Raw genomic sequence first — 19,465 nt, forward strand, 5'->3', positions numbered from 1 at the left:
TGCCCGAGGCTCAAAGCCTGACGCGGCGCTATCGCGCGAGGTCGAAGGCTTTGCGCATGACGGTGGGCAGATCGCTGGGGCGGAACTGGTTCTGGCCGATGAATTCACCGTTTTGCGGCGCGGCATCATGGCCGACCCGCGCGTGCTGCACCGTCAACATCAGATGGAAATGGGTGAAGGTGTGGCGCACCTCACCGGGCAGGGCGTGCCAATCGGCGGCCATGGGCGGCGTGCCTTCGGGGCGCGGCTCGGATGTATCGACCCAGTCGGAGCCGGGCCAGCCAAGCATGCCGCCGAGCAGCCCCTTCTCGGGCCGCGTCTCCAGCAGCCACGCGCCATCCTCGCGCTCCGCCAGATAGACCGTGCCGTGCCGGATGGGTTTCGGCTTCTTCGGCGTCTTCTTGGGCAAGAGCGCCGCCGTGCCTTCCGCCCGCGCAGCGCAGGGATCGCGCCAAGGGCAGATGCCGCAGGCGGGGGATTTCGGGGTGCAGATCGTGGCGCCCAGATCCATCACCGCTTGGGCATAGTCGCCGGGCCGGTTCGTCGGGGTCAGGGCGGCGGCGCGGGCCATCAACGCGGGCTTGGCGGCGGGCAGAGGCGTGTGGATGTCATAGACGCGCGCCATCACCCGCTCCACATTGCCGTCGAGCGCCGCATGGGGCAGATCGAAGGCGATGGAGGCGATCGCCGCCGCCGTATAAGGCCCGATCCCCGGCAGTTTCAGCAGTGCGTCGTGGTCCGCGGGGAAATTGCCGCCATGCTCATCCACCACCACGCGGGCACATTTCAGCAGGTTGCGGGCGCGCGCGTAGTAGCCAAGCCCGGCCCATTCGGCCATCACTTCGGCATCCTCGGCGGCGGCGAGGGCGGCGACATCCGGCCAGCGGGCGGTGAACCGTGCGAAGTAATCCTTTACCGTGGCCACGGTGGTCTGCTGCAACATGACCTCGCTCAGCCAGATGCGGTAGGGGTCGGGCATGACCCCGGCGATCCGCTCCTGCGGTGGCACCCGCCATGGCAGGGCGCGGGCGTGGGTGTCGTACCACTCTAGCAGGATCGGCAGCAGCTTGCTGACGCGGGTTTTCTCACGCAATGTTTAGGCCTTTCGACGGGGCAGGGGCTGGTGACGCTGGGGCAAATGGTTATGTATGTCAGTACATTCGGGAAACAAAGCCATGCCGCCACGTCGTACGACTACAAAAGGGTTCAAACGCACCAACAGCCTGCTCTCGCAACAGATCCGCAAGGCGAGCGAGACGCGCGGCTTTGCGCAGTCGCGTCTGCTGACCCATTGGGCCGAGATCGCGGGCGAGGCGACCGCCGCCATCTCGCGCCCTGTCGAGGTCAGCTATGGCCGCAAGGAAGGCATCGGTGCCACCCTGACCCTGCTGACCACCGGGGCCAATGCGCCCATGCTGGAAATGCAGAAAGAGCAACTGCGCGCGCGGGTCAACGCGGTCTACGGCTATAACGCCATCGCGCGGGTGCGGATCACCCAAACGGCGGCGACCGGATTTGCCGAGGGCCGCGTGGCCTTCGATCACAAACCCAAGGGCGAGAAGCCTCGCCCCAACCCCGCGTTACAACAAAAAGCAGCCGAAGCCGCCAAGCCGGTGGCCGATGCGGGGCTGCGCGAGGCCCTTGCACGTCTGGGCGAGAACATATTGAACAAGAACCAAAGCTGACGATCTGATAGCTGGTCAAACGGAAGGAACATCCTATGAATCGCAGAAACCTAATCCTTGGCGGTCTTGCCACCCTCGGTGTCGGCGGCTGGTTTGCCGCGAGCAGCTTTGGCTCGGCCCCCCTAGGCAGCACTGCGCTGACCCCCTTCGTCGGCGCCGCGAACGCGCAAACGACCGAGGGCGAAGTCGACACTTCCGGCATCACAGAGATGGTCCTGGGCGATGAGAACGCGCCGGTGACGATGGTCGAATACGCCTCTTTCACCTGCCCGCATTGCGCAACCTTCCACAACGACACCTTCAAAAAGCTGAAGGCCGATTACGTCGACAGCGGCAAGGTCAAGTTTATCTACCGCGAAGTCTATTTCGACCGCTACGGTCTCTGGGCTTCCATGGTGGCGCGCTGCGGCGGTCAAGAGAAGTTCTTTGGCATCGCCGACCTGATCTACAGATCGCAAAGCGAATGGACCCGCGCGGGCGAACCTGCCGCCATCGTCGAGGAGCTGCGCAAGATTGGCCGTCTGGCCGGGCTCGACAATGAGATGCTGGATGAATGCCTGAAAGACGGTGAAAAGGCCGAGGCGCTGGTGGCATGGTACACCGCAAACGCCAAAGAGGATGACATCTCGAGCACGCCGAGCTTTGTCATCGACGGCAAGAAACATTCGAACATGTCCTACGCGGACATGAAGGAAATCCTCGACGAAGCGCTGGCCGGCTAATGACCGCCCCGCTTGCAGGATTGAAAGTCGTCGAATTGGCGCGTGTTCTGGCTGGCCCTTGGGCCGGTCAGACATTGTCGGACCTCGGATGCGAGGTGATCAAAGTGGAAAGCCCGGCGGGGGATGATACCCGCCAATGGGGGCCGCCCTTCGTCACCCGGGACGAGGATGTCACCGCCTCCTATTTCCACTCGACCAACCGGGGCAAAGCCTCGGTCACCGTGGATTTCCGCACTGAGGAAGGTCAGGCGCAGGTCAAAGAGCTTCTGGCCGATGCGGATATTCTGATCGAGAATTTCAAGACCGGGGGATTGGCGAAATACGGGTTGGACTATGCCAGCCTCTCTGCCCAGTTCCCGAAACTGATCTATTGTTCGATCACGGGGTTCGGGCACACCGGCCCCTATGCCCATCGCGCGGGTTATGATTTCATCATCCAAGGCATGTCCGGGCTGATGTCGATCACCGGGGAGCCGGACGGCCAGCCGCAGAAATCCGGCATGGCGATCACCGATATCTTTACCGGGGTCTATGCCAGCACCGCGATTCTGGCCGCCGTTCATCAGCGTCACCAAACCGGCGTGGGCCAGCATATCGACATGGCCCTGCTTGACTGCGCCGTGGCGATCACCGGCAATCAGGCGATGAACTATCTCACCACCGGCAAGGCGCCGACGCGGATGGGCAACGCGCATCCCAACCTGACGCCCTATGAGGTGTTTGAGTGTTCCGACGGCCATCTCATCATCGCCACCGGCAACGACGGGCAGTATCAGCGCCTGTGTCAGTTGCTGGGGCTGGAGGATATGGCCACCGCGCCTGAGTACCTCAAGAACGCCGATCGGGTCGCCAACCGGCCCGAGATGATCCGCCGTCTGACCGGGGCCACCCGTCTGCGCAGCCGTGACGACCTTTTGGCCGCTTGCGAAGCGCATGGCGTGCCTGCCGGTCCGATCAACGACATGGCCGATGTCATGGCCGATCCGCAGGTCGTGGCGCGGGGCATGCAGATCGAACTCGACGGGGTGCCGGGGCTGCGCTCGCCCTTCACCTTTTCGGGGGCCGAGCTTTCGTTGCACCGGCCCGCGCCGAAACTGGGCGAAGACAACAAGGCCTAAGGCGGTGTCAGCCTGTCCAGCGCTGCATGCAGCGCGTTGCCTTCGGGCAGGGACAGGCGCACCGGCAGGGTCAGCACCTTGGCGCGGAACTCCATCGGCAGGCGCACCGCGTCTTTCTCGGTGGTGACAAGCTGCGCGCCGCGCATCGCGGCCTCCGCCTCTAGCCGCAGCATCAGCCGCGAGGTGAGCGGCTGGTGATCCTCCAACGCCTCGGCGTGGAGGATCGTCGCCCCCAGCCCGCGCAGCGTGGCGAAGAACTTTTCAGGATGGCCGATACCTGCAAAGGCGAGGACTTGGGAATCCGACCAGTCCATTCCGGTTTGCAGTGGCGCGAGTTCGGCGCGGGCGTGCGGCAGGTCCGTCTTGGGCAGCCGTTTCGCAAAGCGCGCCTGCGCCGCCTCATCCCCGATAGAGAGCAAAAGATCGGCCCGCGCCAGCCCCGCCGCGACAGGCTCACGCAAGGGGCCAGCAGGCAGGCAGAGGCCGTTGCCGAACCCTTTGACCGCATCCACCACGACGATGCTCAAATCCTGCACCAGCGCGGGGTTCTGAAAACCGTCATCCAGTACCACCACCGTGGCCCCCGCCGCTTCGGCGGCCTGCGCGCCCGCCGCGCGCTCCCGGGCGACCCAGACATCGGCGAAGGCGGCGAGCAGCAGCGGCTCGTCCCCGACCTCCTCGGCGCTGTGCTGCACGGGATCGACCCGCACCGGCCCCTCCAGCGTGCCGCCATAGCCGCGAGAGACGACATGCGGGCGATGGCCGCGCTCCAGCAGATATTGCAGCACAGCCATCACCGTGGGCGTCTTGCCGGTACCGCCTGCGTTGATGTTGCCGACGCAGATCACCGGCACCCCCAACCGCAGCGGCGTGCCGCCCGCCAGCCGCCGCGCGGTGGCCGTGGCATAGAGCGCGCCCAGCGGTTGCAACAGCCGTGCGCGCCAATCGGGGCGGGGCAGATGCCAGAAATCAGGCGCGCGCATCGGATGCTCCCATTTCTTCGTCGAGCCGGTCTTGCACGATCTCAATCACCCTATCGGCCAGTTCGGCCCCTTCGCTGATCACGTCCCAGCCCGCATGGGCCATCGTGGCGGCCTGATCCGGCGCGATCAACCGCGACACCGCATTGCCGAGCGCGCCCGCGTCATTCACGATCCGCGCCGCGCCTGCCGTGGCGAGCCGCCCGTAGGAAGGTAGGAAGTTGCGCACCTTGGGGCCGTAAAGCACCGCCGAGCCGAGCGCTGCCGCCTCGAAGGGATCGCAGCCGCCGTGGCCCGAGACCAGCGAAGACCCGAGGAAAGACACCGGCGCCACCCGAAAGAACAGCCCCCGGTCGCCGGGATCGTCCGCCACCATGACCTGCGTGGTCTCGTCGGGGTAGGGGTCATCGCCCCATCGCACCGTGGTGAAACCCCTCGCGCGGGCGCGCTCATGGGCGATATCGGCGGTCGGGTAATCATGGGTGTGCAGGATGAGCAGCAACCGATGCGACAGGCGCAGCGCTTGGCGATGGGCGGTCAGCACGACGGGTATCTCTTCGGCCAGCACTTGGGTGGCGTACCAAACCGGACGCCCGACAAGGCAGGCCGACATATCCGCCAAATCCGAATCCGCGCAGCGCAGCGCCTGACCGCCGCCCAGCAGCGGCGATGTCGCCTGCCCCTTGCTGCGCGGCAGGCCGAGTTGCACCAGACGGCGCAGCACGGCGGGGGAACGGGTCAGCACCTGTTCGAAAACCCCCAGCAACTGACGCGTCACATCGGGCAGCCAGCGATCCCGGCGGCCATCGAAACCGGCGCTGTCGGCGTCGATCATCATCATGGGGCAACCGCGCTCTGCGGTCTCCAACACGAGGTTGGGCCTCAGCCCGCCCCATGTCCACAGGCAGAAATCGGGCCGCCAGTGGTCAAGGAACCGCGCCACATTGTCGGGGTGTTCGCTGGGGGCGGGGAAGATGAACAGATCGCGCGTCTCTGGCGTGGGCAGCTCTTGGGCCGCCGCGCTTTCCGAGAGGGTGACCAGCACCGCGACCCGGTCGCGCATCGCCATGAACCGTTTGGCGAGGTCGAGCACGGCCAGCACATTGCCCGCTTCGGCGGCATGCATCCAGACCAGCTCCCCCCCGGGACGGGGGGCATAGGGCGGCGCGTCTTGGGGCCCGCCCCGGCGCACGAGGGCGCGATAGGCTGCAAGCCCCAGCGACCGCGCCGCCATGGTGGTTTATTCCAGCTCTTCGGTGGGCGAGGCCGAGGTCTCTTCGTCGCGCAGGCGGTGCAGGTGGGCGATGTAATAGCGCATATGCGCGTTATCCACGGTGCGATGCGCTTCGGATTTCCATGCGTCATAGGCGCTGGCGTAATTGGGGAAGATCCCGACGATATGGATGTCGTCGACATTCTTGAACGCGTTCTTGGTGGGATCGACAAGTTCGCCACCGAAAACAAGGTGCAGGCGTTGGGTCATGGAGCTGTCCTTTGATCTTTCAAAGCTGCGGTGCTGCGCATAGTGCCTAGCAGATGGGGCCGGTCACGCAAGGGCGTCGATCAGCGCGCGCTGCACCGAAGGGCCACCCGCCACGATGCCATCGACACGCGGATCCGGGTTGTTGAACCTGAGCGGCGCGCCCCTGGCGGTGGTGCAACTGCCGCCCGCTTCGGCCACGATCAACGTGCCGGCGGCAATGTCCCATTCCCATGTGCGGCGCAGGGTGATCATCGCGTCGAAAGAGGCATCGGCCACCAGTGCCATACGGTAGGCCAGCGAGGGGCGGTAGCTGCGTTTGAACACCGGTGCCGCGCCGCCGTGCCAGCGTTCGGCCACCAGCGCGGGCCGCGCGGCAAGCACTGTCGCCTCGGCCAGATCCCTGACCTCGGAGGTGCGGATCGGCGCGCCGTTCAATGTGGCGCCACCGCCCCGGCGCGCGGCATAGAGCATGTCGCGCATCGGCAGATAGACCACTGCCGCCGTTACCGCGCCGCCCTCGGCCACCGCCAGCGAATGGGCCCAAGTGTCGGACCCCTCGACAAAGCTGCGGGTGCCGTCGATCGGGTCGATGATGAAGACCCGCTCATGCCCCAGCCGGTCGGTATTGTCCTCGGTCTCCTCGGACAGCCAGCCATAGTCGGGCCGCGCGCCGCGCAACGCCGCCAGCAGCAGGTCATTCACCGCCAGATCGGCCTCGGTCACCGGGCCTGCGTTATCGGGCTTGTCCCAGCGTTTCGCCGTGGCCCCGACAAAGCCGCGCGCCAGGGCACCCGCCTTGCGGGCGGCGTCGATCAGGAGGGTGAGATCGTCCTCAGGCACCGGCAAGGGTCATTCCCGGCACCAGCAGAGAGGGCACGACCCGGCTGAGATGCATGCGCGCGTCATTGGCGGGGATCATCGCCCGCAGCATGTCGCGCAGGTTGCCCGCGATGGTGCATTCGTTGATCGCATGGGTGATCTCGCCGTTCTCGACCCAGAGGCCCGAGGCCCCGCGCGAATAGTCGCCCGTGTTGGGGTTGATCGTGCTGCCGATCATCGAGGTCACCAAAAGCCCGGTGCCCATCTCGGCAATCAGATCGTCGCGGCTGGCTTCACCTTGGGTCAACGCGATGTTCCAGTTCGACGGCTGCGGGCCAGAGCCGGGGCCGCGCGCGGCGTTGCCGGTGGGGGTGAGTTCCAGTTTGCGGGCGGTGGCGAGGTCGAGTGTCCAATCTTGCAGAATGCCCTTGTCGACGATGGCCCGCCGCTGGGTCGGCAGCCCTTCGGCGTCGAAGGGGCGCGAGCCGGTGGCGCGGATGCGGGTCGGGTCTTCGATCAGGGACAGGGCTTCGGGCAGCACCTGTTCGCCCTTGGCGTCGCGCAGGAAAGACGCGCCGCGCGCAATCGCCTGACCGTTGATCGCCCCCAACAGATGCCCGATCAGCGAGGCGGCGATACGTTCGTCGAACAGCACCGGGTAGCTGCCGGTGGGGGGCTTGCGGGCATCGAGCCGCGCCAGCGCGCGTTCGCCCGCGCGGGTGCCGATCACTCGCGCGTCGCGCAGATCGGCCTGAAAGATGCGGCTGTCGCCGTCGTAATCCCGCTCCATCCGCGTGCCGCTGCCCGCGATGGCGACACAGGACAGCCCGCGTTCGCTGCGGGCATAGCCGCCCTCGAACCCGTTTGTCGCGGCGAGGTAAATCTCTTGCGCGCCATAGCCCGCGCCCGCCGATTGCACTTGGCTCACCCCTTTGACGGCCAGCGCGGCGGCCTCGGCGCGGGCGGCACCCTCTTGCAATGCTTCGGGGGAGGGTTCGGGCGCGGGGTCGCAAAGCTCCAACCCTTCGGCATCGCGGCGCGGTGAGAGTTGATCGGGATCGGCCAGCCCTGCATAGGGGTCTTCGGGCGCTTCGCGGGCCATGGCGACGGCGCGTTCGGCCATTTCTTCGATCGTGCGCGATGACGTGTCGGAGGCCGAGACATTGGCCGAGCGTCGGCCGACGAAGACCCGCAGCCCGATGTCCGTCCCTTCTGAGCGTTCGGCCTGTTCCAGCGCCCCGCCGCGCACTTCGATCGAGACCGAGCTTGCCGTGATCGCCATGGCATCGGCCGCATCCGCCCCGGCCTTGGTGGCCGCGTGAAGGAGGGACTTGGTCAATGCATCAAGGGCGTCTGGCATGGTCTGGCTCCTTTTGGGGTTGAAAAAGGGGTAATCCCCCGCCCCGAGAGGGGCAAGGGCTGGGCTCTATTTTCCCAGACGGGGCGGGCGCGGCGCAGGGCCGCGCCGCCGGTTATTTGATCTGCTGACCGTTGGCGAGGATGCCGCCCTCTTCGGTGAACTCGATTCTGGAGGTCAGGGAGTCTTCGCCCTCGCCCGGCACGGTGAAGAGGCCCATCATCATCCGCGCGCCCATCGCCTGTTCCTGCGGCACGAGGCCCATCGCCACCAGTTTGTCGAGCAGAGCCACGCCGCCGATCAACGACAGATCCAGCGCGCCCACGGGTTTCGGCATGCCGGGCACGGTTTGCATGTCGTCATTGTCAAATGTGATCGCGCCCGAGGCGTCGAACTCGGCCCCCGCCACGTCCAGCGACACTTCGTTCACGTTCAGCGCGTGAATCTCGCCCGGTGCCTCATCGCCCATGGCGGCGGTGACTTCGGGGTCCATCAGTTCGAACAGCAGTTTGGCCTTGCCCGAGAGGTCCACGACCAAGGTCGCCGGGTCGCGGGGCAATTGGCCGGTGGGGTCGAAGATGCCCCAGATCATGTCCGACATCTCAAAACGGTCGAGCGTGACGCCAAAGGCGAAATCCTGCGGCTCTTCGGACTTCAACACCGGCATTTTGAGGTTAAAGGCGCTCTTTGCCATGCTGAACTGGATCGGGAAGGGCATGTCGGCGGCGGTCACGCTGACCTCGATGTCCTGCTGGCCGCCGTCATAGGAAAGCCCCTCCGGCCCCATGGCCACGCCGAGCTTCGCCCCGGTCGAGCTCGAGATCAGTTGAAACTCCCCATTTTCGGGGTCGGAAACCTGCATGTCGGTGCGGCCCGCGCCTGCGGTAAAGCTGCCATCGAAAGCCAGACCTTCGCGCATCATCGCGGCCACGTCGGCGCCTGCGTCGATCATCGGCAAGGTGCCGCTGCCGTCAAAAACCACCTGATCGACCCCGCCCGACACGGCAACGCGGGCCGGGTCTTCGGGGGTTTTCATCACCACGTCATATTGCAGGCTGTCGATGCGGCCCGATTGGTCATAGCGGCGCGTCTCGGTCCCGGTCATCTCGGTCCGGCTGCTGACGCCGGTGCCGATCAGGGTGAACTTGGCCTCTTCCTCGGTATAGCTTTGCTCGCCCACCTTCAGCCCGGCCAGCGTGAGCGAAATGCTGTCGGCGGCATAATCATATTGCAACGTCTCTGCACTGCCGCTGGCGCGCATCACCGGCGCGGTCTGGGCGTAGTTCAGCACCATCGACACCGGTTCATCCTCTGCCGTCTCGGGCGCGACGTTGATCGTCATTGGCATGACGGTGGGCATACGGATATTGACCGCCCCGTCGCCTTCGGGCTCGAAGCTCAGCGTGCCGAGCGACATGGAGAAATCACCGCCCTCTTCGGCCATGTCCATCTTCAGGGTCACATCGCTGACGGTCAGGTCATCGCCGTCGAAGGCCTCGCTTGCCGCGACCTCATAGCCCATGCTCTCCATATATTGGCGCCAATCGCCCCAGACCTCGGAAGGGGTCAAATCGGCCCGGAGGGGCGTCGAGGTCAGCGTGACCGGCAGGGCGAGGAACAGCGACGCGGTGGAAATGCGAGACATCGGAAAATCCTTTTCGGCAAAGAGTTACGCATAGGGTCTGCCAATCCCCGCGCAGGGTCAAGCGATGCGAGGCTGGACCCGGGTTGATCGGCAGATTACCACAGCCCTCAAGCAATGTACAAAACAAGCGGAAGGATCCTCCCATGGATATGACAGGCAAGACGATCATGATTACCGGCGCCAGCCGGGGCATCGGCGCCGCCGCCGCGCGGGTGTTCGCAGAGGCGGGCGGCAATGTCGCCCTGTTGGCGCGCAGTCAGGATGCCATCGCCGAATTGGCCGGAGAACTGGGGAAACAGGCCATCGCCATCCCCTGCGACGTGACCCGCTATAACGAGATGACCTCGGCGGTCGAGACCACGCGCCGGGCCTTTGGCGGGCTCGACGTGCTGATCAACAATGCAGGCGTGATCGACCCGATCTCGCTCATGGGAGAGGCTGATCCCGCAGATTGGGCCAAGGCGATCAACATCAACGTCACGGGGGTCTTTCACGGGATGCGCGCGGCGCTGCCGTTGATGAAGGAAAACGGCGGCGGCACGGTGCTGACCATCTCTTCGGGCGCGGCGCATAACCCGGTCGAGGCGTGGAGCCACTACTGCGCCTCGAAGGCGGCGGCGAATATGCTGACCCAGTGTTTGCACCACGAAGAGGGCGGCAACGGCATCCGCGCCATCGGCCTGTCTCCCGGCACCGTGGCCACCGACATGCAGCGCGACATCAAGGACAGCGGCGTGAACCCGGTCAGCCAATTGGATTGGGACGTGCATATCCCTGCCGAATGGCCCGCCCGCGCGCTGCTTTGGATGTGCGGCCCGGAGGCGGATCGTTTCTTGGGCGATGAGATTTCCCTGCGGGACGAAGGCATCCGCAAGGCGGTGGGCCTGATATGATCGAGTTTGGCCGCGTGGGCGACATCTGGACCGTCACGATCAACCGCCCCGACAAGGCCAATTCCCTGACCCATGCCATGCTGGTCGAATTGGCCGAGATCATGGAAGAGGCGCAGGCCGCCCGCGCGGTGATCCTGACCGGGCGCGGCAAGGTGTTCAGCGCCGGGGCCGATCTGGACGAAGCCCGCGCGGGCCTTGCGAAATCGGATGTTTGGGAGCGTCTGTCGGGCGCGGTGGCCGCCCTGCCGGGGCTGAGCATCGCCGCGCTCAACGGCACGCTGGCGGGCGGTGCGATGGGCATGGCGCTGGCCTGCGATCTCCGCATTGCGGTGCCGGGGGCTAAGTTCTTCTATCCGGTGATGAAGCTGGGCTTCCTGCCGCAGCCCTCTGACCCGGCGCGGATGGCGGCGCTGATCGGCCCTGCGCGGACCAAGCTTTTGCTGATGGGCGGGCAGAAGATCACGGCGGAGGAGGCGCTGCGTTTTGGTCTGATCGACCGCATCGTCGCTGCGGAGGAGATGCAGGATCACGCGCAGGCGCTGGCCGCCGACACAGTCGCAGCCAGTCCGGACATCGCGCAGGAAATCAAACGGATGTGCGGCCCCGCCTAACGTTTGCGCGTACCGCCCGGCACTTTGGAGCGGAACCCCGGCGGGCGTTTCGCCACCCATGCGGCGAATTTGGCAAGCCTCGGATGACTGCGCAGCGCTTCGGGCGTGTTATAGTGCCGCGCCAACTCGGTCTCGGTCAGGGCGGCGTGCACCTCTCGGTGGCAGATGTGATGCATCAGCACCGTCGGCCCGCCCTTGCCGCCGCGCAGTTTGGGGATCAGGTGATGCAGGCTCTGCGGCACGTCCTCAGGGATGGGCCGGTGGCAGAGCGGGCACTGTGGCACGGTTTTGCCTTGGGTCACGGTCCCCCCCTTTCGCTTGCATTGCAGGGCCACGGCAGGCAAGAGGATGTGTCAAATCCTCCCCAAGGCAAGGACAGGCCCATGGCTTCCCCGTCAGACAAGCAGACCCAAGAGCGCGCCGCGTGACCCGCGCCTTGGTCATTGGGGGCGGCCCGGCGGGGCTGATGGCGGCAGAGGTCATGGCGCAGGCGGGGCTGTCGGTCACGCTCTGCGAGGCGAAACCCTCGGTCGGGCGCAAGTTCTTGATGGCGGGCAAATCCGGGCTGAACCTGACCAAGTCCGAGCCCTTCGCCCCCTTCCTCGCCGCCTATGAAGAAGCGCAGCCTGCCTTGCGTCCGATGCTGGAAGCCTTTGATGCCCAAGCGGTGCAGGACTGGGCCGAAGGGCTGGGGCAAGAGGTCTTTACCGGCTCCACCGGGCGGGTTTTTCCCCGGGCGATGAAAGCCTCTCCGCTGTTGCGGGCCTGGCTTGCGCGGCTGGCGGACTGCGGGGTGACGATCAACACCCGCTGGCAGTGGCGGGGCTGGGAGGGGGAGGCATTCACTTTCGATACTCTCGGCGGGCAAGAAGTGGTCGAGGCTGAGGTCACGGTGCTGGCCCTTGGCGGGGCGAGTTGGCGGCGGCTTGGCGCGACGGGCGAATGGGCGCCCCTGCTGGCGGCGCGCGGCGTGGCCCTTCGGGATTTCGCCCCGGCCAATGTCGGGCTGTTGGTCGATTGGTCCCCGCATATGACGCGCCATTTCGGCGCAGCGCTCAAGGGGGTGGCATGGCAGGCTGGCCCCTACCGCTCGCGCGGGGAGGCGGTGATCTCGGCCCGTGGGCTGGAGGGGGGCGGCATCTACAGTGTCTCGCGCGGGCTGCGCGAAGGGCAGGCGCTGACGCTCGATCTCTTGCCGGACTTGCAGACCCAGGAGGTGGCAGCGCGTTTGGCAAAGCCGCGCGGCAAGGACAGTCAGGCCAACCATCTGCGCAAACGGTTGAAGCTCAGCCCCGCCCAGATCGCGCTGCTGCAAGAGATGGCCCGCCCGCTGCCGCAGGAGGCCGAGGCGCTGGCCGCCTTGTTGAAGAGCTTGCCCATCGCCCACGCCGGGCTGCGCCCGATGGATGAGGCGATTTCGACGGCGGGGGGGATAGCGCTCGACGCGCTGGACGCAGGGCTGATGCTGCGCGCGGTGCCGGGCGTCTTTGCCGCCGGGGAAATGCTGGATTGGGAAGCGCCCACGGGCGGCTATCTGATCAACGGCTGTCTGGCGACCGGCCAGTGGGCGGGCCGCCATGCTGCGGATTGGGCGCGGCGTTAACCGTCTTCCTTGGTCATCGCGGCCATGAAAGCGGGGCGTTCGCGTAGGGATTTCGCCCAGAGGTTCAGCTTGTCATCCACCCGCGGAAACTTCGCGCCGATCGACCAGTTGATGCAGTGCACCGCCAGAAGGTCGGGCAGGGTGATCTCATCCCCCATCAGGAACGGCCCCTCAAGCCGGTCGGACAGGGTGCTGGCGGCGCGCTCGAACTCGGCCTTCAGGCTGTCCTTGATGGCGGGCACGCGGGCCTCTTCGGGAAAGACGAAACTGTGTTTCGCCGCGGCCCAGAGCACGGCGTCGAATTCGTCGATCAGCCAAAAGGTCATCGCGTCCTGCCGCGCACGGGCGGGCGTACCGGCGGGGGCGGTGAGCGCCCCGTGTTTGTCAGCGAGATAGGTCATGATGGCGATGGAATCGGTCAGCACCTCATCGCCATCCACAAGCGCGGGGATCTTTCCCGAAGGGTTGTATTTGCGCGCCTCGTCCGAGCGGGGTGCTGCGGGGTTCAAAGCGTAGGGCTGGCCCAATTCTTCGAGCATCCACATGACGCGAAAAGCGCGGGACTTGGTGCCGCCGATGACTGTGTACATTGAATTTCCTCTCCCAAAATCAACGTTGTGCGCCCAGCATCGCCAGACGGATAAAGGCCCGCTCGACCAGCGCCAATGCCGGGGCATGCTGGCCCGCAGAGCGCAGCTTGAGGTCCGTCTCGGTCAGCACCGCCAGCGCGGTTTCCAACTTCACCGCGCCCCAGTTGCGGGCTTGGCGCATTGCACGGTCGCGGTCACGCACGCCGTAGATCGGCGCGCCGGGGTTGGCGGCGATGCGGTAGAGGGTGCGGAAATGCCGGGTGGCCATGATGGTCAGGGTCACCGGGTTCACGCCTTGGCCTTGCAGCTTGCTCATCACCGGGCCGATCTCGGCGGCGCGGGTCTCGGCCACGACATGCAGGATGTCGTCGACCTCGGCCTCGGTCGAGGTGGGGGCGCAGGCGGCGATGTCGTCCAGCCCGATGTTGCTGCTGTCGCCCAGTTTATAGAGCGTGATCTTCTCTAGCGTCTGCCGGAAATCGCCGGGGTCGAGGGTGCGGGCCAGATCGGTCAGGGCGGCCATGGCGTCGGCCTCGGGCGTGAGCTTTGCGTCCTTCAGCATCTGCTCGATCTCGGCGCGGTCGGGCGGGTTGTCATAGATCGCGGTGGCAAAGGCGTTGGGGTGGGTTTCAAACGCCTTAAGTACTTTGGAGGTCTTCTTGAGATCGCCCCCGGTGACGACGATCTGCGCATCGCCCGGCTGCCATTCCTTCAGCGCGTCGAGCAAGATTTTCGCGATATTGTCATTCGCCTCTTCCACCAGCGCGGCACGCGGGCCGGGGAAGAAACCGACCGCCTTGATCGCATCGAGCAGCATCGCCGGATCGCGGCGCAATTCGCCTGCGGGCATCCGGCTGAGGCGCATCTCTTCTTCGGCATTGGGGCCGAGCAGGTTTTTCAGGAATTCCTGCCGTTTCAGCGCCACGCGCATCGCGTCGCTGCCATAGATCAACAGCCCCGTGCGCGCGGGATCGGGCCGCGCGAAATAGGGTTTCGCCTCGCGCGGGGTCAGTTTCATTGGGGCAGGTCAGCCGCGTAAAGGCGGCTGATCACGAGGTCCGCGAGAATGGTCATCAGCCGCTCCTGCGCGTCCAGTTCCGCCGCGCGTGTGGCCACGGTGGTGCCGGTGGCGGAATAGCCGGTGAAGCTTTCGACCTTGCCCGAGGTCACGATCTGCCCGCTGTCGAGGTCGCGCAGCGCATAGGCGGTGGTGCCCACGAGGTTGTAGCGCCGGGTATTGCCTTCGCTGTCGATCGCCAGCCCGTCTTCGACCGTGGTGGTGGTCAGCGCGAGCCCCCAACGGGGGGTGGCGGCGCGGCCAAGGCGGCTTTCCACCTCGCGCACCAGAAAATAGCCAAAGCGGTCTTCGGGGGCATCCACCAACACACGGTTTTGCAACGCCGTGCCTGCGCCGCCGGGGCCATAGACCGGCTCGAACCCGCAGGCGGCAAGCGCCAGCAGGGGCAGGGCCAGCAGGAAGCGGCGGCGCATATGGGTGGTCTTAGGCAACGACATTCACAATCCGTCCGGGCACGACGATGACCTTTTTCGGCGTGGCCCCGTCCAGCGTTCGAATGACAGCTTCATGCGCCAGCGCGGTTTTTTCAACCTCTTCCTTCGGCATATCGGCGGGCACTTGGATTTCCGCCCGGCGTTTGCCGTTGATCTGGATCGGCAGGGTGACGGTATCGTCGACCAGCATCTTCTCGTCCGCCTTGGGCCATGGAGCCTTGGCGATCAGCCCTTCGCCGCCCTGATGCGCCCAGATGTCTTCCGACAGGTGCGGGGTCATCGGCGACATAAGCTGCGCCAGCGTCATGATCGCTTCGCGCTGCGCGGCGTAGCCGGCCTTGGATTTCTGCAAGGTCGCGGTAAAGGCATAGAGCTTGGCGATCGCGGCATTAAAGCCAAAGGATTCGATGCCCATGGTCACGTCATGGATCGTCTTATGCATGGCGCGCAGCAACTCGTCGTCGCCCGTGCCCGCTGCCTCGCGGTCCATTTCGCCCACGCGGTCGCAGATGTTCCACACGCGCGAGAGGTGTTTATAGGCCGCTTCCGCCCCGGAGGCGGTCCATTCCACGTCCCGCTCGGGGGGCGAATCGCTCAGCACGAACCAACGCGCAGTATCGGCGCCGTAGTTCGAGATGATGTGCAGCGGGTCGACGACGTTCTTCTTGGACTTCGACATCTTGGCGGAGGGGATGATCTCAACCTCGGTGCCGTCGCTGAGTTTGCCGTCGGTCACCTCTTCGGGCAGGTGATAGACCGGGCGGCCATTATCGTCGCGCGTCTGGTAGATCTCGTGGGTCACCATGCCTTGGGTGAAGAGCGCGTCAAACGGCTCCACCGCGCTTTCGGGCAGGTGACCGGTGATCTGCATCGCACGGGCAAAGAAGCGCGAGTAGAGCAGGTGCAAAATCGCATGTTCGATGCCGCCGATATATTGATCGACGTTCATCCAATATCGCGCGTCTTCCATGACGGTCGGCGTCTCGGCACGCGGCGCGGTGAAACGGGCGAAATACCACGAACTGTCGACGAAAGTGTCCATCGTATCGGTCTCGCGCCGCGCATCCTTGCCGCAGGCGGGGCAGGCGCAGTTGCGCCATGTCGGGTGCCGGTCAAGCGGGTTGCCCGGCGTGTCGAAGCTGACGTCGTAAGGAAGCTCGATTGGCAGGTTTTCTTTCTTTTCCGGCACGACACCACAGTCGTCGCAATGCACAACCGGAATCGGGCAGCCCCAGTAGCGCTGGCGCGAGAGGCCCCAGTCGCGCAGGCGGTATTTTGTGACGCCGGTGCCGATGCCGTTCTCCTCGCAAAAGGCGATGGCGGCGTCGACGCCCTCTTCGCCGGTCTGCCATTGATCGCCCGCGAAGCCACGGTTGTAGAACACCTTTTCGGTCTTCGGCGGGACAAAGGCCGCGTCGAGCTTGGGCGAGGCGTCTTCGGACGGCAGGAAGGTCGAGATGATCGGCAGGTCGTATTTCGTGGCGAAGTCGAAGTCGCGCTGATCGTGGCCCGGGCAGCCAAAGATCGCACCGGTGCCATAGTCCATCAGGATGAAGTTGGCGATATAGACCGGCAGTTCATGCGCGGTGTCGAAGGGGTGACGCACGCGGATGCCAGTGTCCATCCCGAGCTTCTCGGCGGTTTCGATCGCCTCTTCGGTGGTGCCGCCCTTGCGGCATTCGGCGCAGAATGCGGCGATCTTCTCATCGTCGCGCTCCAGCGTCTTGGCAAGCGGGTGGTCGGGCGAGATGCCGACGAAGGAGGCGCCAAGCAGCGTGTCGGGGCGGGTGGTATAGACCTCGATCCGGTCGAACCCCTCGGGGGCGTCCACGGTGGAGAAGGCGAACTGCAGCCCGCGCGACTTGCCGATCCAGTTGGCCTGCATCAGTTTCACCTTGGCGGGCCAGTTGTCGAGACTGTCGAGCGCCGAGAGCAACTCCTCGGAGTGGTCGGAGATCTTGAAGAACCACTGCGTGAGCTCGCGCCGCTCCACCGGTGCACCGGAACGCCAGCCGCAGCCGTTCTCGACCTGCTCGTTGGCAAGCACGGTCATGTCGACGGGATCCCAGTTCACCACGGCGTTCTTGCGGTAGACGAGGCCCTTTTCGAGGAAATCGAGGAACAGCGCCTGCTGCTGGCCGTAGTAGCCGGGATGGCAGGTGGCGATCTCGCGGCTCCAGTCGATGCTGAGGCCCAAAGGCTTCATCTGCTTTTTCATCTCGGCGATGTTGTCATAGGTCCAGTCCGCCGGATGGCCGCCGATCGCCATGGCGGCGTTCTCGGCGGGCATGCCGAAGGCGTCCCAGCCCATCGGGTGCAGCACGTTATGGCCTGTCGCGATCTTGTAGCGCGCGATCACGTCGCCCATCGTGTAGTTGCGCACATGGCCCATGTGGATGCGCCCGGAAGGGTAGGGGAACATCTCAAGCACATAGTATTTCGGCTTATCAGCGTTGCGAACGGCCTGAAAAATGCCGTCCTTTTCCCAGGCTTGCTGCCAGCGGGCTTCGATCTCGGCGGGGGTATAGCGGGGCATGAGGGGACCTTCGTGACATGAAAAACGCCGGGCTGCTGCTTTCACAAGGCCCGGCGTTGGAAACGTGTTGCGTTCAGCGGGCTTAGAACTTGCTGTCAGCGATGCGCATCTCGCGCGCCCGGCTGAGGATCGCATCCTCCACCGCGCGAGAGGTGGCCTTGGCGACAGGGCGCCCGCCGCTGGATTGCAGCGCGACATTGAGCGAGCGTGCATCTAGTGCCGGATCGTCGATCAGCACCGTGGCGCGATACGCTTGGCCACCGCCGGGCGGCGTGCCGTAACCTGTGACGATAACGCCGGTGAAAGGATCAACCGACTGCACAGGCAAGAAGTTCAGCACCTCAAGCGAGGCCGACCATAGGTATTTGTTCACCGAAACACTGGTGTCGGCATTGCCGCGGTTAAAGATCGACCAAATCGTATTCTCGGGGTTGGTCTCGATGTTATTGGGGTTGTTGGGGTTGGTGTACTGATCCGGCCGTTCCGTGGCAGGGCTGCCAAAGCCCCCACCACAGGCGGCAAGCGCGCTGAGCGCCAGAACGGAGATCGCTATCTTGCAAGCGGTACGAAGGGCCATTGCAGCTTTCCTTTGCCTGTTTGCGCTCCGGTCTATCCAAGCAGGCCCTTATCGGCAAGGTCTATGTCGGGTCTGCGTTCCACGGCTGAACCGAGGCAAATACGGCCTAACCCGGTGTCTGGTCGGAAAAACTGTGGCATAGCTGCACCAACCATGGCGACATTGAGAGGGAAGGCTGCGTGAACCTTGCCAAGTGCAGGTCATCGGGGGCAAACACCCTTCATACCCTTACCGGATTCCCCGGTCTGGGCATATGAATTCAAACCGAGGGAAAACTCATGAAAAAAGTTCTCTTCGCTACAACAGCCCTGGTTGCGACCGCCGGTGTAGCAGCAGCAGACGTAACATTCGGCGGCTACGGCCGTTTTGGTATCCTGTATTCCAGTGCGGCAGGGCCAGATGGGCTTGCGCAAACATTTGGTGATGATGGAACGGGAGACAGCTCCACCGACCTGACGTACCGCTTCCGTCTGCAGTTGGATGCAACAGCAGAGTCCGATACCGGCGTGGTTTTTGGTGCGCGTGTTCGCATCGAACAAGAAAACGATGAAGTCGACGATGCAGCCAACTCTGGCACCGGTATCAACGCACCGCGCTTTTTCGCCCGCTCCGGTGGTTTAGAAGTCGGCGTTGGAAACATTTACGGCGCGATCGAAGCTATGCCCGGCATGTATCCCATCGACCTCGGCCTGACCGGTCTTGAGTACCAATACTCGCCCTATCAGTACGGTGCCGACTTCTACGATTCCGATGGCGCAGGTGCATCGGCTGGCAGCGCCGGTACTGGTGCGCCGTTCCAGAACGCTGTTGAAGTTATGTATTCCTTCGGCGACTTGTCGGTGCATGTTTCGGCGTCGGAGGGTGCTCGCGACCGCGTGGCGGCACATGTCGCCTATACTTGGAGCGGCTGGACATTCGCGCTGGGTGGCCAGGACTCCAACTCAGCAACGGACACCGAGTGGCTAGCGTCGGCCGGTGGTTCTCTTGGCGCAGTTGATGTGAGCCTAGCCTATGCCGATAATGGTGCGAACGGCGACCAATGGACGCTCGCCGGTCGTTACGACGTCAGCGACGCGACTAATATCGAGTTCTATGTCTCCGATGCGGAAACCTACTTCGGTAACCCCACGAGCAACAACTCTTATGGTGTTGACTTTAACCATGACTTGGGTGGCGGCACGTCCCTCCGTGGTGGCGTTGCAAAACTCTTCCAGGGTCACACCGTTGCCGACATGGGTGTTCGCTTCAACTTCTAAGTTGAACGACAGACTGTGAATATTGGGGCAGGCCTTTCGGTCTGCCCCTTTTCTTTTGCCCACTGCTGTTGTTTTCTG

At 64.8% G+C, this 19,465-nt stretch carries 20 protein-coding genes; 7 read left to right on the forward strand and 13 right to left on the reverse strand.

Features of this window, described 5'->3' with window-relative positions:
• Nucleotides 1-28: 28 nt before the first annotated feature.
• Nucleotides 29-1,093 (reverse strand): A/G-specific adenine glycosylase, encoded by a 1,065-nt coding sequence (gene mutY / locus ACGYK7_RS02650; RefSeq protein ID WP_394398727.1) that lies wholly within the window; start codon nt 1,091-1,093, stop codon nt 29-31.
• An 82-nt stretch (nt 1,094-1,175) separates the two neighbouring features.
• On the opposite strand from mutY, the gene ACGYK7_RS02655 reads away from it, so the two are divergent.
• The 3 genes from ACGYK7_RS02655 to ACGYK7_RS02665 are packed head-to-tail and all read left to right on the forward strand — an operon-like array spanning nt 1,176 to nt 3,525.
• Entirely contained in the window at nt 1,176-1,685 is a 510-nt protein-coding gene (locus tag ACGYK7_RS02655) for a DUF721 domain-containing protein (protein ID WP_394398729.1), read from the forward strand.
• Between the two features lie 35 nt (nt 1,686-1,720).
• Nucleotides 1,721-2,407 (forward strand): DsbA family protein, encoded by a 687-nt coding sequence (locus tag ACGYK7_RS02660; RefSeq protein WP_394398731.1) that lies wholly within the window; start codon nt 1,721-1,723, stop codon nt 2,405-2,407.
• On the forward strand, nt 2,407-3,525 hold the full coding sequence (locus ACGYK7_RS02665; protein WP_394398733.1) for a CaiB/BaiF CoA transferase family protein: 1,119 nt from the start codon (nt 2,407-2,409) through the stop codon (nt 3,523-3,525). The genes ACGYK7_RS02660 and ACGYK7_RS02665 overlap by 1 nt, the downstream gene beginning before the upstream one ends.
• Here ACGYK7_RS02665 and lpxK read toward each other — a convergent pair.
• From lpxK to ACGYK7_RS02695, 6 genes are all read right to left on the reverse strand, one after another.
• Nucleotides 3,522-4,508 (reverse strand): tetraacyldisaccharide 4'-kinase, encoded by a 987-nt coding sequence (lpxK, locus tag ACGYK7_RS02670; RefSeq protein WP_394398735.1) that lies wholly within the window; start codon nt 4,506-4,508, stop codon nt 3,522-3,524. The genes ACGYK7_RS02665 and lpxK overlap by 4 nt on opposite strands.
• A complete protein-coding gene (locus ACGYK7_RS02675; protein ID WP_394398737.1) occupies nt 4,495-5,739 on the reverse strand; it encodes a 3-deoxy-D-manno-octulosonic acid transferase in 1,245 nt (414 codons plus the stop codon). The genes lpxK and ACGYK7_RS02675 overlap by 14 nt, the downstream gene beginning before the upstream one ends.
• A gap of 6 nt (nt 5,740-5,745) precedes the next feature.
• Complete coding sequence (locus ACGYK7_RS02680; RefSeq protein WP_067262181.1) at nt 5,746-5,988, reverse strand: DUF4170 domain-containing protein; 243 nt, start codon at nt 5,986-5,988, stop codon at nt 5,746-5,748.
• A gap of 63 nt (nt 5,989-6,051) precedes the next feature.
• On the reverse strand, nt 6,052-6,828 hold the full coding sequence (locus ACGYK7_RS02685) for a 3'(2'),5'-bisphosphate nucleotidase CysQ (RefSeq protein ID WP_394398926.1): 777 nt from the start codon (nt 6,826-6,828) through the stop codon (nt 6,052-6,054).
• Nucleotides 6,821-8,167 (reverse strand): TldD/PmbA family protein, encoded by a 1,347-nt coding sequence (locus ACGYK7_RS02690; RefSeq protein ID WP_394398739.1) that lies wholly within the window; start codon nt 8,165-8,167, stop codon nt 6,821-6,823. Before ACGYK7_RS02690 ends, ACGYK7_RS02685 begins: the two co-directional genes overlap by 8 nt.
• Before the next feature lie 112 nt (nt 8,168-8,279).
• On the reverse strand, nt 8,280-9,809 hold the full coding sequence (locus tag ACGYK7_RS02695) for a DUF2125 domain-containing protein (RefSeq protein WP_394398741.1): 1,530 nt from the start codon (nt 9,807-9,809) through the stop codon (nt 8,280-8,282).
• Between the two features lie 143 nt (nt 9,810-9,952).
• On the opposite strand from ACGYK7_RS02695, the gene ACGYK7_RS02700 reads away from it, so the two are divergent.
• Together ACGYK7_RS02700 and ACGYK7_RS02705 are read left to right on the forward strand one after the other, a co-directional pair.
• Complete coding sequence (locus ACGYK7_RS02700; RefSeq protein ID WP_394398743.1) at nt 9,953-10,702, forward strand: SDR family oxidoreductase; 750 nt, start codon at nt 9,953-9,955, stop codon at nt 10,700-10,702.
• Nucleotides 10,699-11,313, forward strand: a complete 615-nt coding sequence (locus ACGYK7_RS02705; RefSeq protein WP_394398745.1) for an enoyl-CoA hydratase/isomerase family protein — start codon at nt 10,699-10,701, stop codon at nt 11,311-11,313. Before ACGYK7_RS02700 ends, ACGYK7_RS02705 begins: the two co-directional genes overlap by 4 nt.
• On the opposite strand, the gene ACGYK7_RS02710 is transcribed toward ACGYK7_RS02705, so the two are convergent.
• The gene (locus tag ACGYK7_RS02710; RefSeq protein WP_394398747.1) at nt 11,310-11,615 is read right to left on the reverse strand and encodes an HNH endonuclease; all 306 of its coding nucleotides are present in this window, start codon (nt 11,613-11,615) and stop codon (nt 11,310-11,312) included. The two genes, ACGYK7_RS02705 and ACGYK7_RS02710, sit on opposite strands and share 4 nt — an antisense overlap.
• 122 nt (nt 11,616-11,737) lie before the next feature.
• Between ACGYK7_RS02710 and ACGYK7_RS02715 the strand changes: the two genes are divergently transcribed.
• Nucleotides 11,738-12,916, forward strand: a complete 1,179-nt coding sequence (locus ACGYK7_RS02715) for a TIGR03862 family flavoprotein (protein ID WP_394398749.1) — start codon at nt 11,738-11,740, stop codon at nt 12,914-12,916.
• On the opposite strand, the gene ACGYK7_RS02720 is transcribed toward ACGYK7_RS02715, so the two are convergent.
• The 5 genes from ACGYK7_RS02720 to ACGYK7_RS02740 form a co-directional block, all read right to left on the reverse strand.
• Entirely contained in the window at nt 12,913-13,506 is a 594-nt protein-coding gene (locus ACGYK7_RS02720; RefSeq protein ID WP_394398751.1) for a glutathione S-transferase family protein, read from the reverse strand. The genes ACGYK7_RS02715 and ACGYK7_RS02720 overlap by 4 nt on opposite strands.
• A 19-nt stretch (nt 13,507-13,525) precedes the next feature.
• Nucleotides 13,526-14,524 (reverse strand): DNA polymerase III subunit delta, encoded by a 999-nt coding sequence (gene holA, locus ACGYK7_RS02725; protein ID WP_394398753.1) that lies wholly within the window; start codon nt 14,522-14,524, stop codon nt 13,526-13,528.
• Nucleotides 14,521-15,021: an LPS assembly lipoprotein LptE gene (gene lptE, locus ACGYK7_RS02730; RefSeq protein ID WP_271688836.1), complete on the reverse strand. Its 501-nt coding sequence runs from the start codon at nt 15,019-15,021 to the stop codon at nt 14,521-14,523. Before lptE ends, holA begins: the two co-directional genes overlap by 4 nt.
• Nucleotides 15,008-17,554 (reverse strand): leucine--tRNA ligase, encoded by a 2,547-nt coding sequence (leuS, locus tag ACGYK7_RS02735; protein WP_394398755.1) that lies wholly within the window; start codon nt 17,552-17,554, stop codon nt 15,008-15,010. Before leuS ends, lptE begins: the two co-directional genes overlap by 14 nt.
• 82 nt (nt 17,555-17,636) lie before the next feature.
• Nucleotides 17,637-18,131, reverse strand: coding sequence for a DUF3576 domain-containing protein (locus ACGYK7_RS02740; protein ID WP_394398757.1), 495 nt, complete (start codon nt 18,129-18,131; stop codon nt 17,637-17,639).
• A gap of 278 nt (nt 18,132-18,409) precedes the next feature.
• Between ACGYK7_RS02740 and ACGYK7_RS02745 the strand changes: the two genes are divergently transcribed.
• Nucleotides 18,410-19,387 (forward strand): porin, encoded by a 978-nt coding sequence (locus ACGYK7_RS02745; RefSeq protein WP_394398759.1) that lies wholly within the window; start codon nt 18,410-18,412, stop codon nt 19,385-19,387.
• The last annotated feature ends 78 nt before the right edge of the window (nt 19,388-19,465 follow it).

The sequence above is a fragment of the Sulfitobacter sp. 1A15299 genome, assembly GCF_043556915.1.
Lineage (GTDB): Bacteria > Pseudomonadota > Alphaproteobacteria > Rhodobacterales > Rhodobacteraceae > Sulfitobacter.

Excerpts from the sequence above, each read along its gene's own strand:
- ACGYK7_RS02655 (WP_394398729.1), top strand. The coding sequence starts at position 1,176 with ATGCCGCCACGTCGTACGACTACAAAAGGGTTCAAACGCACCAACAGC.
- ACGYK7_RS02660 (WP_394398731.1), top strand. The coding sequence starts at position 1,721 with ATGAATCGCAGAAACCTAATCCTTGGCGGTCTTGCCACCCTCGGTGTC.
- ACGYK7_RS02665 (WP_394398733.1), top strand. The coding sequence starts at position 2,407 with ATGACCGCCCCGCTTGCAGGATTGAAAGTCGTCGAATTGGCGCGTGTT.
- lpxK (WP_394398735.1), bottom strand. The coding sequence starts at position 4,508 with ATGCGCGCGCCTGATTTCTGGCATCTGCCCCGCCCCGATTGGCGCGCA.
- ACGYK7_RS02675 (WP_394398737.1), bottom strand. The coding sequence starts at position 5,739 with ATGGCGGCGCGGTCGCTGGGGCTTGCAGCCTATCGCGCCCTCGTGCGC.
- ACGYK7_RS02680 (WP_067262181.1), bottom strand. The coding sequence starts at position 5,988 with ATGACCCAACGCCTGCACCTTGTTTTCGGTGGCGAACTTGTCGATCCC.
- ACGYK7_RS02690 (WP_394398739.1), bottom strand. The coding sequence starts at position 8,167 with ATGCCAGACGCCCTTGATGCATTGACCAAGTCCCTCCTTCACGCGGCC.
- ACGYK7_RS02695 (WP_394398741.1), bottom strand. The coding sequence starts at position 9,809 with ATGTCTCGCATTTCCACCGCGTCGCTGTTCCTCGCCCTGCCGGTCACG.
- ACGYK7_RS02700 (WP_394398743.1), top strand. The coding sequence starts at position 9,953 with ATGGATATGACAGGCAAGACGATCATGATTACCGGCGCCAGCCGGGGC.
- ACGYK7_RS02705 (WP_394398745.1), top strand. The coding sequence starts at position 10,699 with ATGATCGAGTTTGGCCGCGTGGGCGACATCTGGACCGTCACGATCAAC.
- ACGYK7_RS02720 (WP_394398751.1), bottom strand. The coding sequence starts at position 13,506 with ATGTACACAGTCATCGGCGGCACCAAGTCCCGCGCTTTTCGCGTCATG.
- holA (WP_394398753.1), bottom strand. The coding sequence starts at position 14,524 with ATGAAACTGACCCCGCGCGAGGCGAAACCCTATTTCGCGCGGCCCGAT.
- lptE (WP_271688836.1), bottom strand. The coding sequence starts at position 15,021 with ATGTCGTTGCCTAAGACCACCCATATGCGCCGCCGCTTCCTGCTGGCC.
- leuS (WP_394398755.1), bottom strand. The coding sequence starts at position 17,554 with ATGCCCCGCTATACCCCCGCCGAGATCGAAGCCCGCTGGCAGCAAGCC.
- ACGYK7_RS02740 (WP_394398757.1), bottom strand. The coding sequence starts at position 18,131 with ATGGCCCTTCGTACCGCTTGCAAGATAGCGATCTCCGTTCTGGCGCTC.
- ACGYK7_RS02745 (WP_394398759.1), top strand. The coding sequence starts at position 18,410 with ATGAAAAAAGTTCTCTTCGCTACAACAGCCCTGGTTGCGACCGCCGGT.